We start from the raw sequence: 12598 nt of genomic DNA on the forward strand, positions 1-12598 counted from the left end.
GGGGCAGAACTTACGCGCGCCAGGGTGGTCGCACTAGCTTGGCTGCCCGGCAACTCACCGGTCCGCCCCGTTTGTTACCGCTTCGTTTTCCTGATACCGCATGTACACCGACTCGCACTGCCATCTCAACTTTCCGGAACTGCTGAGCCAGTTGCCCGCCATCCGCCAGGCCATGGCCCAGGCGCAGGTGGACCGGGCCCTGTGCATCTGCACCACGCTGGAGGAGTTCGAGGGCGTTCATGCCCTGGCCACGGCCCACGACAACTTCTGGAGCACGGTGGGCGTGCACCCCGACAACGAGGGTGTGCAGGAGCCCACCGTGCAGGACCTGCTGACCCGCGCCGCGCTGCCCCGGGTGGTGGCGATCGGCGAGACCGGGCTTGACTACTACGGCATGGAAGACCGCAAGGGCGGCCGCAGCATTGCCGACCTGGAGTGGCAGCGCGACCGTTTTCGCAACCACATCCGCGCAGCGCGTACCTGCGCCAAGCCGTTGGTGATCCACACCCGCAGCGCATCGGACGACACGCTGGCCATCCTGCGGGAGGAGGGCGAGGACGGCTCCGGCAACATCGCCGGGGGCGTGTTCCACTGCTTCACCGAATCGATGCAGGTGGCCCGCGCGGCGCTGGACCTGGGCTATTACCTGTCGTTCTCGGGCATCGTCACCTTCAAGACCGCGCAGGAGCTGCGCGACGTGGTGGCCTACGTGCCGCTGGACCGCACATTGATCGAGACCGACAGCCCCTACCTGGCACCCGTGCCCTACCGCGGCAAGACCAACAGCCCGGCCTATGTGCCGTACGTGGCCCAGCAGGTGGCCCAGACCAAGGGCATCGCGGTGGAAGAGGTGGCCGAGGCCACCAGCCGCAATTTCGAAACCTTGTTCAAGGGGGTCACCGCATGACGATCGTGCACGCAGACGGCGCATCGCCCGCCATCGACATCACCACCATCATCACCACCGCAGCCGCTGCTGGGGCCGCAAACCCCACACGAACGCACCGCCGCAAGGTTCTGGCGGGCCTGGCTGCAGCCCTGTTCGCCCCCTGGGCCCAGGCCGGGGCCTACGAAGATTTCTTCTCGGCCATTCAGCGGGACGACGGCAATGCCATCACGGCCCTGCTGCGCCGCGGCTTCGATCCGAACACGCGCGACGCCAAGGGCCAGGCGGGCCTGTTGATTGCGCTGCAGAGCGACTCGCTCAAGGCCGTTGCGGCGCTGATGGCGGCACGCAACATCAAGGTCGAGGTGCGCAACACCCAGGACGAAAGCCCGCTGATGCTGGCCGCCATCAAGGGCCAGGTCGACATCGTCAAGGCCTTGATCGCCCGTGATGCCGACGTGAACAAAACCGGCTGGGCGCCGCTGCACTATGCGGCATCCGCCGGCTCGGCTGCACACCGCCAGATCATCGCGCTGTTGCTGGAGAACCATGCCTACATCGACGCCGCATCGCCGAACGGCACCACGCCGCTGATGATGGCGGCGCACTACGCGTCGCTGGAGTCGGTGCAACTGCTGCTGGACGAAGGCGCAGACCCCACGCTCAAGAACCAGCTGGGGCTGACCGCCACCGACTTTGCGATGCGGGCAAGCCGCACGGACTCGGCGGCAAAGATCGCCGAAGCGCTGCGGCGCCGCCAGCCCAACCGCGGCAAGTGGTAGTGGGTAGTGGGTAGTGGGTAGTGGGTAGTGGGTAGCTGCGGGCTGGTGGGCTTGTGGGCTACGAAATATCAGCCAAAGTAGCCCCTGCCGCTTGTCTGGCAAGCGCCAGTAGCTATCATTTTTGACTATCAGGTAATCAGGCGGCTTCTGACGGCCGTGACTGCAGGCGCGCATACAGCCCGCCTTGCGCCATCAGCTCGGCATGTGTTCCCTGCTCGGCAATGCGCCCGCGTTCCATCACCACCACGCGGTCGGCATGTTCGATGGTGGACAGGCGGTGTGCAATCACCAGCGTGGTCCGGCCCTGCATCAGGCGCTGCAGCGCGTCCTGCACCAGGCGCTCCGACTCGGTGTCCAGCGCCGAGGTGGCTTCGTCCAGGATGAGGATGGGCGCGTCCTTGTAGAGCGCCCGTGCAATGGCCAGCCGCTGGCGCTGCCCGCCCGACAGCTGCGTGGCGTTGTGGCCCACCACCGTGTGGATGCCCTGGGGCAGGGCGGCCACGTGGGCGGCCAGGTTGGCGGCCTCCAGGCAGTCGAGCACGCGCTGCTCGTCCACGGCGTGGCCCAGCGCCACGTTCGCGGCAATGGTGTCGTTGAACATGACCACGTCCTGGCTCACCATCGCGAACTGCGATCGCAGCGAGCCCAGGTCCCAGTCCGGCAGCGGCTGCCCGTCCACCAGAATCTCGCCGGCTGACGGCATCACGAACCGCGGCAGCAGGTTGACCAGCGTGGTCTTGCCCGCGCCCGACGGCCCCACCAGGGCCACGATTTCACCGGGGGCGACCCGCAGGCTGACCTGGTCCAGCGCCGGCGCATGGTCGGATCCGAAGGACACCGTGACGCGGTTCAGTGCCAGCTCGCCTTTCACGCGGTCGGTGCGGAACTGCCCGCCGCTTTCGGCGCCCGTATCACCCAGCAGGGCCAGCCCGCGCTCCAGCGCAGCCACTCCGCGCGTGACGGGGCTGGCAACGTCGGCCAGGCGCCGAATGGGTGCGATGAGCATCAGCATGGCCGTGATGAACGACACGAAGCCACCCACCGTGACGTCCTTGGTGTCCACTGCGCCGCGGCTCTGCCACAGCGCAATGCAGATCACCACCGACAGCGCGGCGGCTGCCAGCAACTGCGTCAGGGGCGTCATCGCGGCCGATGCGATGGTGGACTTGATGGCCAGGCGCCGCAGGCTGCCGCTCAGCCCCGCAAAACGCTCCGCCTGGCCCTCTTGCGCGCCATGCAGCCGCACCATGCGGTGGGCCAGCACGTTTTCTTCGACCACGTAGGCCAGCTCGTCCGTGGCCTGTTGGCTGCTCTTGGTCAGGTGGTACAGCCGCTTGGACAGCGTCTTCATGATCCAGGCCACGCCAGGCACCACCACTGCCACGATCAGCGTGAGCTGCCAGTTGAGGTACAGCAAGTAGCCCAGCAGGGCCACCAGCGTGAATCCGTCGCGCGACAGCCCCATCAGCGCCTGCACCAGCAGCGTGGCGCCGGTCTGCACCTCGTACACCACGGTGTTGGACAGCGCGCTGGCCGACTGGCGCGTGAACAGTCCCATTTCTGCCGCCAGTACCCTGGCGAACAAAGACTGGCGCAGTATCAGCATGCCTTCGTTGGCGATGCGGGCCAGGGCGTACTGCCCCACGAACTGCGCCACGCCCCGCACGAAGAAGATGCCCAAAATGGCCAGCGGCACCATCCACAGCTGCAGCGTGCCCTGGGTAAAGCCGCGGTCGAGCAGCGGCTGCAGCAGGGCAGGGATGAGCGGCTCGGTGACCGCGCCCACGAGCGTGGCGACGATGGCCAGGGTCCAGGCGAGCCGTTGATTGCCAAAATAAACGGATAACCGTTTGAGGCGTGTGGTCAGGCTGGCAGGGGGAGCGGCGGGGGGGCTGGCAGGCGCGGAGGCTGGGTGGGGGGCTTGCATGTGCGGCCAATTCTACGTTTGCGCCTGCGGGCGGCCGGGGAATGGGCGGTGGCCAGCGGGTGGCTGTCTGGTGGCTGCCAAGTAGCTGCCCGGTGCGGCGGCAGGGCCCAACATCAAAAAAATGAGCAACAAGTGCAGCACTGGCACAGTTTGTCACAGGGGTTTTCCAGCAGTGTGTAACATTCGGGGTTGCCTGAAGCCTGTTCAATGTCTTTGTTCGGCCACTGCTGGATGCCAATGACCACAGATCGAATCTCCTCTCAAAATACTCCCGCGGCTTTGCCGCAACCCCTGCGCCGCCATGTACTGGCCGCGTTGATCGCCACACCCGCCGTTCCGGCCCTTGCGCAGTTTCGCGTCGAGGTCACTGGTGTGGGCCTCACCCAATTGCCCATCGCCATAGCGCCGTTCCGGGGCGAAGCGCAAGCTCCCCAGAAGATCGCCGCCATCGTGCAGGCCGACCTGGAGCGCAGCGGCCAGTTCCGCGCTGTCGACGCCACAGGCGTCGCGCTGGACGAAACGGCCCGCCCCGATGTCGCCCTGTGGCGCCAAAAGAGTGCCGATTCGCTGGCCACCGGCAGCATCACCCGCCTGTCCGACGGCCGGTTCGACATCCGGTTTCGGCTGTGGGACGTCGTCAAGGGCCAGGACCTGGGCGGTCAGAGCTTTGTCGTCACGCAGGGCGATCTGCGCCTGGTGGCGCACCGCATCGCCGACTTCATCTACGAAAAGCTCACCGGCGAGCGCGGCATTTTCTCGACGCGCATTGCCTACGTCACCAAGACCGGTCCACGCTACAGCCTGTGGGTGGCCGATGCCGATGGCGAAAACTCGCAGTCGGCACTGTCCAGCCCCGAGCCCATCATCTCGCCCGCCTGGTCGCCCAACGGCGGCCAACTGGCGTATGTGTCCTTCGAATCGCGCAAGCCGGTGGTGTACGTGCACGACGTCGCATCGGGCCGCCGCCGTTTGATCGCCAACTTCCGCGGCTCCAACAGCGCGCCCGCCTGGGCGCCGGACGGCCGCTCGCTGGCGGTCACTTTGAGCCGCGATGGCGGCTCACAGCTGTACACCATCGACGCCAACGGCGGTGAGCCTCGCCGTCTCATGCAGAGCGCGGGCATCGACACCGAGCCCGTGTATTCGGGCGACGGCCGCAGCATCTACTTCGTGAGCGATCGCGGGGGCGCGCCGCAGATCTACAAGGTGACCGCATCCGGCGGCAATGCCGAGCGCGTGACCTTCACCGGGTCCTACAACATCTCGCCGAGCGTGAGCCCTGACGGTAAGTGGTTGGCCTACATCTCCCGTGTGGGCGGCGCCTTCAAGCTCCACGTCATGGATTTGTCCACCGGCACGGTGAACGCCGTGACGGACTCGACGGCCGATGAAAACCCCAGCTTTGCGCCCAACAGCCGCCTGATCGTCTACGCGACCCAGCAGCAAGGCCGCGAAGCGCTCATGACCACCACGCTCGACGGCAAGATCAAGGCGCGACTGGCAGGGCAGGCTGGCGACATCCGCGAACCGGACTGGGGTCCGTTTCAAAAGCAGTGAACTAATTTTCAATTTCAGTTATCAAGTTTTCAGGAGAATTTTGGATGATCAAACGTTTTACCCTCGCCCTTTCCATCGTCGCCCTCATGGCTGGTTGCAGCTCCGGTGTGAAGCTGGACGACGTGCCTGTCGAAGACAAGAACGCGACGTCGACCATGCCCGGCACCAACAGCGGCGCCAATTCCGGCAACACGGCGCAAAGCGGTGTGGCAGGTGTGGACCTGGGCCAGTCGGCGCGTGACGCGGCAGGCCCACAGGGCGTGGCCCGCGTCGTGTACTTCGACTACGACAGCTACGTGATCAAGCCAGAATTCCAATCGCTGATCGAAGCGCATTCCCGCTTCATCAAGTCGGGCGGCAACCGCAAGGTCATGATCGAAGGCCACACCGATGACCGCGGTGGCCGTGAATACAACCTGGCGCTGGGCCAAAAGCGTGCTGAGGCGGTGCGCCGTTCTCTGGGCCTGCTGGGTGTGCAGGACAACCAGATCGAAGCCGTGAGCTTCGGCAAGGAAAAGCCCGCAGCCCCTGGCAATTCGGAAGACGCACACGCGCAAAACCGCCGCGCTGAACTGTCCTACCGTTGATGCGCGCGTTGTCTTTTTCCTTCCCCCGCAAGGCGCTGGCAGCGGCGACGCTGCTGGCAGTGTTGGTGCCGGCAAGCCACGCAGCGCTGTTCGAGGATGACGAAGCACGCCGTGCCATCCTGGAGATGCGCCAACGGGTCGACGGCCTGCAGGCCGCCCAGCAGCGCTCTTCCGACGAGGTGCGCAGGCTGGGCGAGGACAACAGCCAGCTGCGCCGCAGCCTGCTCGACCTGCAGACGCAGATCGAAACCCTGCGCGTGGAGCAGTCCAAGATGCGCGGCCAGAACGAGCAGTTGCTGCGCGATGCGGCCGACCTGCAAAAGCGCCAGAAGGACATCGCCCAGGGCGTGGACGAGCGCCTGCGGCAGTTTGAGCCCGTGAAGGTCACGCAGGACGGCCAAGAGTTTCAGGCTGATCCGGCGGAAAAGCGGGATTTCGAAGCAGCGCTGGCCGTGTTTCGGTCGGGCAAGTTCCCCGAAGCCAGTGCAGCGTTTGCGGCCTTTGTGCGCCAGTACCCCCGCAGCGGCTTCGTGCCATCGGCCCGTTTCTGGCTGGGCAATGCGCAGTACGCGACCCGCGAGTACAAGGAGTCCATCAACAACTTCAAGTTGATGCTGGCTGATGCGCCGACCCACGCGCGCGCACCGGAAGCCGCATTGTCGATTGCCAACTGCCAGATCGAGCTCAAGGACACGCGCGCCGCCCGCAAGACGCTGGAGGACCTGGTGAAAGCCTACCCTCAGTCTGAAGCTGCCATGGCAGCCAAAGAGCGTCTGTCGCGCCTGAAGTAAGCACCATGATCCCCGAGGTCGTCGCTTCGCCGGACGCTGTTCCGGCTGCCGAGCTGGAGCGGCGCTTTGGCGGGCTGGAGCGGCTCTATGGCGTTGCGGGTGCCGCCCGCATCCGCCAGGCCCATGTGGCCGTCATCGGCGTCGGCGGCGTGGGCTCCTGGACCGCTGAGGCCTTGGCGCGCAGCGGGGTGGGGCAGATCACCCTGGTGGACATGGACCATGTCGCTGAGTCCAACATCAACCGCCAGATCCACGCCCTGACCGCCACCGTCGGACAGGCCAAGGTCGTGGCCATGCAGCAGCGCATTGCGCAGATCAACCCGGCCTGCACGGTGCATTGCGTTGACGACTTTGCTACTCCGGAGAATTGGCCGGGTTTGCTGCCGCATGCGGTGGATGCCGTGGTCGATGCCTGCGACCAAGTTAAGGCCAAGACGGCCATGGCCGCTTGGGCGCGCGACAACGGTGTGCTGCACATTGTGGTCGGCGCGGCGGGTGGCAAGCGCCACGCGCACAAGGTCGATGTGGATGACCTTGCGAACACCACCCATGACCCCTTGCTGGCCCAGGTGCGTTACCGCCTGCGCAAGGAGCACCGCGCGCCGCGCGAGGGCAAGAAGATCGGCGTCACCTGCGTGTTCAGCCGAGAGTCAGTCGCTGCGCCGGACGCCTCGTGCAATATCGACGGCGACGGCTCATTGAATTGCCACGGCTACGGTTCCGTCGTCGCGGTGACCGCGACCTTCGGTCAATGCGCTGCTGGTTGGGTTCTGGATCAACTGGCTGCAGGGTCCCCGAAAAAGCTGCCGAAAAAGACGCTATAATCCGAGGCTTTGCAGCAATTGTTCCATTAGTAAGTTGCTGCAAAGAGATGGGACGTTAGCTCAGTTGGTAGAGCAGCGGACTTTTAATCCGTTTGTCGTGGGTTCGACCCCCGCACGTCCCACCAAGATCAGAAGGCCCTGTAGCAATACAGGGCCTTTTTTGTTTTTGGCCCAGTCGACACACATCAACTCTCGACTCCAGCTTGCAATCCGATCGGTTCGGACCGTGCTCTGAATGGGCCGCTTCAAATGCGGCGTGCAGTGCCCCGCTGGCGCAGGCGAGCCAATCCACAAAGCGCTATCCCGGCCGATAGTCCGATGACGGCCCACTCGGACAGGGTAGGAATGCTGGTGGGAGTGGCGGATGCAGCCACGACCACTGTGAATGAGTCGAAGGTGGGGCCGGCGCCCCACACCCAGGTGTAGGAGCCGGCGGTGAGGCCCAGGGCTGCAATGGTGGTGCCAGTCCATGTGGTGGTCGATGGGGTCAAAGCTGCGCCGGAGACATAACCCCCCGGCACTGCGATCCAGGCTCCGGCGGTGAAACCTGCTGCGTCACCCGTGGTGCTGGAGGCCCCGGCGCTGGAGCCCGTTCCGAAATCAGCGGGGCCCACCGTGGTGATGGCGTAGATGCTGGCTGGCGCTGCTCCCACGAGTGCCGCGCCGATGTTGGGGATGACGAATGCCGGTGATGGGACGCTTGCAGCGAACGTCGCGCCTGATGTGTTGAGAGACCCGTTCCCGGTGGCAACGACGTCCGGCCCGCTCTGAGCGATGGTCAGCGTGTAGGCGGCATAAGAATGGCCACATGCCGTCAATAGCGCTGCCGCGGCAAATTTCGATAACTTCATGGATTCCCCTTAGCCTTTGTTTTTAGCACGTAGGCATCAGTGGGCGAAGCTCTTATTGACTCCCGAACTCCCGAACTCCCGAACTCCCGAACTCCCGAACTCCCGAACTCCCGACTCACGGACTGCGAAGGCCGGGGCAGTGAGGGTCTGCCTCGGCGGTGTGCAAGGTGGAATCAGGGAGGGGTAGGCCGGTTGCCAGCGCTGGGGGCAAACAAATCCCAGGTGGCGATGAACAGCGCTGCAATCACCGGCCCGATGACAAAGCCGGTCAGGCCGAACAAGGCCATGCCGCCGAGGGTCGAGATCAGCACGACGTAGTCGGGCATCTTCGTATCCTTGCCGACCAGGATGGGGCGCAGCACGTTGTCCACCAGGCCGATCACGAACACGCCGTACGCAATCAGCACCACACCTTGCCACACGGCACCCGTGGCCAGGAAGTAGATGGCCACCGGCAGCCAGATCAGGCCTGCGCCCACGGCCGGCAGCAGCGACAGGAAGGCCATCAGAACGCCCCACAGCACAGGGCCCTGGATGCCAAGGATCCAGAAGATCAGCCCGCCCAGCGCACCCTGCGATGCCGCCACGACGATGTTGCCCTTGACCGTGGCACGGATCACTGTGGTGAACTTGTCGACCAGCTGGCGCTTGTGGGCTTCGTCCAGCGGCGTGGCCTGGCCGATGCGCAAGGCCAGCCGGTTGCCGTCGCGCAGCAGAAAGAACAACAGGTAGAGCATGATGCCGAAGCTCACCACGAACTCCAGGGTGTTCTGGCCAATGCTGAGGGCCTGGGCTGCCACGAACTGGCTCGCTTGCACGGCCACGGACGAGAATTTGTCCTGCAACTCGGTGACCGAGGTCAGGTTCAGGCGTTCCAGCAGGTTCACGGCCCAGGAAGGGAGGGCCGAGATGATCTGCTGCAGGTACAGCCCGAAGTTGAGCTGCCCGGAGCGCATGCGCTCATACACCACCGTGGCTTCCTGTATCAACGAAATCGTGATGGCCGTCATGGGCAGGATCACGATCACAAGGCAAAGCGCCAGCGTACTCAGCGCCGCTAGGTTGGTGCGCCGGGGCATGCGCCGCAACAGTTTGCGGTGCAGCGGTGCAAAGAGGATGGCCAGGATCACGCCCCAGAAGACGGCCCCATGAAACTGCCACAGGATGGCCCCGAAGGCCACGGTGACAAGGATCAACAGCAGCAGGAAGGCTTTGGACTGGAGGTTGGCGGGCGTCATGTTGTGCGTAGCGAAGGAATACACGCACTGTAAGCGAGCCGGGTGCCACGCTACGGGGGACTCTGCTTTTTTGGCCGTTGCAAGACCCGCAAAGTTGGGTAGTTGGCGGTTCGGTGGCACAATGGCGCCCGCAACCAGGCCCTTCCCTAGCCACTGTCGCATCCGCCAATCGGTTCAGCCGTGTCGCGGAAGGTTTCTCAACCAACTAATGCTTTCCCAAGGAAAGCGGAGGTCAGCGGAATATGAGCGATACGACATCCGTCTATCAAGCCTACCAAGGCAACACCTACCTCTTCGGCGGCAATGCGCCCTATGTCGAAGAGATGTACGAAAACTACCTTGCCAACCCAGGTAGCGTGCCAGACAACTGGCGCGAGTACTTTGACGCACTGCAAAATGTGCCTGCCGTGGACGGCAGCAATGCCAAGGATGTTCCGCACCTCCCCGTCATCAATGCCTTTGCCGAGCGCGCAAAGCAAGGTGGCACCAAGGTCGTTGTCGCCACAGGCGCCGACTCCGAACTGGGCCGCAAGCGCACCGCCGTTCAGCAGCTGATCGCCGCGTACCGCAACGTGGGCCAGCGCTGGGCCGATCTGGACCCGCTCAAGCGCACAGAGCGCCCCGCGATCCCCGAACTCGAACCCTCTTTCTACGGCTTCAGCGACTCCGACCAGGAAGTCGTGTTCAACACCAGCAACACGTTCTTCGGCAAGGAATCCCTGCCGCTGCGCGAGCTGATCAATGCCCTGCGCGAAACCTACTGCGGCTCCATCGGTGTCGAGTACATGTACGCGACCGACCAGAACCAGAAGCGCTGGTGGCAAGAAAAGCTGGAAACCATTCGCAGCAAGCCCAGCTTCGGCGCCGAGAAGAAAAAGCACATCCTCGACCGCCTGACGGCCGCCGAAGGCCTGGAGCGCTTCCTGCACACCAAGTACGTCGGCCAAAAGCGCTTTTCGCTCGAAGGCGGTGAAAGCTTCATCGCCGCGATGGACGAGCTGATCCAGTCTGCCGGCGCCAAGGGCGTGCAGGAAATCGTGATCGGCATGGCCCACCGCGGTCGCCTGAACGTGCTGGTCAACTCCCTGGGCAAGATGCCCAAGGACCTGTTCGCCGAATTCGACCACACGGCGCCCGAAGACCTGCCATCGGGTGACGTGAAGTACCACCAGGGCTTTAGCTCCGACGTGACCACCCCTGGCGGCCCGGTTCACCTGTCGCTGGCGTTCAACCCGTCCCACCTTGAAATCGTGAACCCGGTGGTCGAAGGCTCGGTGCGCGCCCGTATGGACCGCCGTGCCGACCCGTTCGGCAAGCAGGTGCTGCCCGTGCTGGTGCACGGTGACGCGGCCTTTGCCGGCCAGGGCGTGAACCAGGAAACCCTGGCGCTGGCGCAGACCCGTGGTTATTCCACGGGCGGCACGGTGCACATCATCATCAACAACCAGATCGGCTTCACCACGTCCGACCCGCGCGATGCCCGCTCGACGCTGTATTGCACCGACATCGTGAAGATGGTCGAGTCGCCCGTGCTGCACGTGAACGGCGACGACCCTGAAGCCGTGGTCTTGGCCACCCAGCTCGCTCTGGAGTTCCGCATGGAGTTCCAGAAGGACGTGGTCGTGGACATCATCTGTTTCCGCAAGCTGGGCCACAACGAGCAGGACACACCTGCTCTGACGCAGCCGCTGATGTACAAGAAGATCGGCCAGCACCCCGGCACGCGCAAGCTGTATGCCGACAAACTGGCCACGCAAGGCCTGGGCGAGACGCTGGGCGACGACATGGTCAAGGCCTACCGCGCCGCCATGGACTCGGGCAAGCACACCATCGACCCCGTGCTGACCAACTTCAAGAGCAAGTACGCAGTGGACTGGAGCCCGTTCCTGGGCAAGAAGTGGACGGACGCTGGCGACACCGCCATCCCGTTGGCCGAGTGGAAGCGCCTGGCCGAGAAGATCACGACCATCCCTGAAAGCGTGACGCCGCACCAGCTGGTCAAGAAGGTGTACGACGACCGCGCTGCCATGGGCCGTGGCGACATCCCGGTGGACTGGGGCATGGGCGAGCACATGGCTTTCGCATCGCTGGTGGCCAGTGGCTTCCCGGTGCGCCTGTCGGGCGAAGACTGCGGTCGCGGTACCTTCACGCACCGCCACTCGGTCATCCATGACCAAAAGCGCGAGAAGTGGGACATCGGTACCTACGTGCCACTACAGAACGTGAGCGAGAACCAGGCTCCGTTCGTCGTGATCGACTCCATCCTGTCCGAAGAGGCGGTGCTGGGCTTCGAGTACGGCTACGCATCGAACGACCCCAACACCCTGGTGATCTGGGAAGCCCAGTTCGGCGACTTCGCCAACGGCGCGCAGGTCGTGATCGACCAGTTCATCGCCTCGGGCGAAGTGAAGTGGGGCCGTGTGAACGGCATCACCCTGATGCTGCCCCACGGCTACGAAGGCCAGGGCCCTGAGCACAGCTCGGCGCGCCTGGAGCGCTTCATGCAGCTGTCGGCCGATGCCAACATGCAGGTGGTGCAGCCTACGACGGCCAGCCAGATCTTCCACATCCTGCGCCGCCAGATGGTGCGTGATCTGCGCAAGCCGCTGATCATCATGACGCCGAAGTCGCTGCTGCGTAACAAGGACGCGACCTCGCCGCTGTCCGAGTTCACCAAGGGCAGCTTCCAGACGGTGATCCCGGAGCAGGACGAAGCCATCGCCAAGAAGGCCGCCAAGATCAAGCGCGTGATCGCTTGCTCTGGCAAGGTGTACTACGACCTCGTGAAGAAGCGCACCGAGCGTGAAGACGACGACGTGGTCATCATCCGTGTCGAGCAGTTGTATCCGTTCCCGCACAAGGCGTTTGCTGCCGAGCTCAAGAAGTACCCCAACGTCACGGACATCGTGTGGTGCCAGGACGAGCCACAAAACCAGGGCGCCTGGTTCTTCATCCAGCACAACATCCACGAGAACATGCTCGAAGGCCAGAAGCTGGGTTACTCCGGCCGCGCGGCATCGGCATCGCCTGCCGTCGGTTATTCGCACCTGCACCAGGAGCAGCAAAAGGCGCTGGTGGATGGCGCGTTTGCCAAGCTCAAGGGTTTTGTCCTGACCAAGTAAGGCCGGCAACCCCCGATTGCACAGAACAGAACA

Annotated in this window: 10 protein-coding genes and 1 tRNA gene; 8 read left to right on the forward strand and 3 right to left on the reverse strand. The window is 64.3% G+C overall.

Annotated elements, in window-relative coordinates:
- Positions 1–100: 100 nt before the first annotated feature.
- Both ASF16_RS09045 and ASF16_RS09050 read left to right on the forward strand, forming a co-directional pair.
- Positions 101–907: a TatD family hydrolase gene (locus ASF16_RS09045; RefSeq protein ID WP_056165487.1), complete on the forward strand. Its 807-nt coding sequence runs from the start codon at positions 101–103 to the stop codon at positions 905–907.
- Positions 904–1668 (forward strand): ankyrin repeat domain-containing protein, encoded by a 765-nt coding sequence (locus ASF16_RS09050; protein WP_082516814.1) that lies wholly within the window; start codon positions 904–906, stop codon positions 1666–1668. Before ASF16_RS09045 ends, ASF16_RS09050 begins: the two co-directional genes overlap by 4 nt.
- A gap of 136 nt (positions 1669–1804) precedes the next feature.
- Here ASF16_RS09050 and msbA read toward each other — a convergent pair whose 3' ends face one another.
- A complete protein-coding gene (gene msbA, locus ASF16_RS09055; protein WP_056165489.1) occupies positions 1805–3595 on the reverse strand; it encodes a lipid A export permease/ATP-binding protein MsbA in 1791 nt (596 codons plus the stop codon).
- A gap of 237 nt (positions 3596–3832) precedes the next feature.
- Here msbA and tolB point away from each other — a divergent pair, with 237 nt between their 5' ends.
- The 5 genes from tolB to ASF16_RS09080 all read left to right on the forward strand — a co-directional run bounded on the left by tolB (position 3833) and on the right by ASF16_RS09080 (position 7479).
- The gene (gene tolB / locus ASF16_RS09060) at positions 3833–5152 is read left to right on the forward strand and encodes a Tol-Pal system beta propeller repeat protein TolB (protein ID WP_056165491.1); all 1320 of its coding nucleotides are present in this window, start codon (positions 3833–3835) and stop codon (positions 5150–5152) included.
- Positions 5153–5196: 44 nt separating this feature from the next.
- Complete coding sequence (gene pal, locus ASF16_RS09065) at positions 5197–5739, forward strand: peptidoglycan-associated lipoprotein Pal (protein WP_056165493.1); 543 nt, start codon at positions 5197–5199, stop codon at positions 5737–5739.
- Positions 5739–6530, forward strand: coding sequence for a tol-pal system protein YbgF (gene ybgF / locus ASF16_RS09070; protein WP_056165495.1), 792 nt, complete (start codon positions 5739–5741; stop codon positions 6528–6530). The genes pal and ybgF overlap by 1 nt, the downstream gene beginning before the upstream one ends.
- Before the next feature lie 5 nt (positions 6531–6535).
- Positions 6536–7354, forward strand: coding sequence for a ThiF family adenylyltransferase (locus tag ASF16_RS09075; RefSeq protein WP_056165497.1), 819 nt, complete (start codon positions 6536–6538; stop codon positions 7352–7354).
- A 49-nt stretch (positions 7355–7403) separates the two neighbouring features.
- Positions 7404–7479, forward strand: a tRNA-Lys gene (locus ASF16_RS09080).
- A 120-nt stretch (positions 7480–7599) separates the two neighbouring features.
- Here the strand turns inward: ASF16_RS09080 and ASF16_RS25375 are convergent.
- Together ASF16_RS25375 and ASF16_RS09085 are read right to left on the reverse strand one after the other, a co-directional pair.
- Complete coding sequence (locus tag ASF16_RS25375; protein ID WP_082516815.1) at positions 7600–8205, reverse strand: IPTL-CTERM sorting domain-containing protein; 606 nt, start codon at positions 8203–8205, stop codon at positions 7600–7602.
- A gap of 173 nt (positions 8206–8378) precedes the next feature.
- On the reverse strand, positions 8379–9443 hold the full coding sequence (locus tag ASF16_RS09085) for an AI-2E family transporter (protein ID WP_056165499.1): 1065 nt from the start codon (positions 9441–9443) through the stop codon (positions 8379–8381).
- A 242-nt stretch (positions 9444–9685) separates the two neighbouring features.
- Between ASF16_RS09085 and ASF16_RS09090 the strand changes: the two genes are divergently transcribed.
- A complete protein-coding gene (locus tag ASF16_RS09090) occupies positions 9686–12565 on the forward strand; it encodes a 2-oxoglutarate dehydrogenase E1 component (protein WP_056165503.1) in 2880 nt (959 codons plus the stop codon).
- Positions 12566–12598 lie beyond the last annotated feature (33 nt).

The organism is Acidovorax sp. Leaf78, assembly GCF_001422735.1.
Classification (GTDB): Bacteria; Pseudomonadota; Gammaproteobacteria; order Burkholderiales; family Burkholderiaceae_C; genus Acidovorax.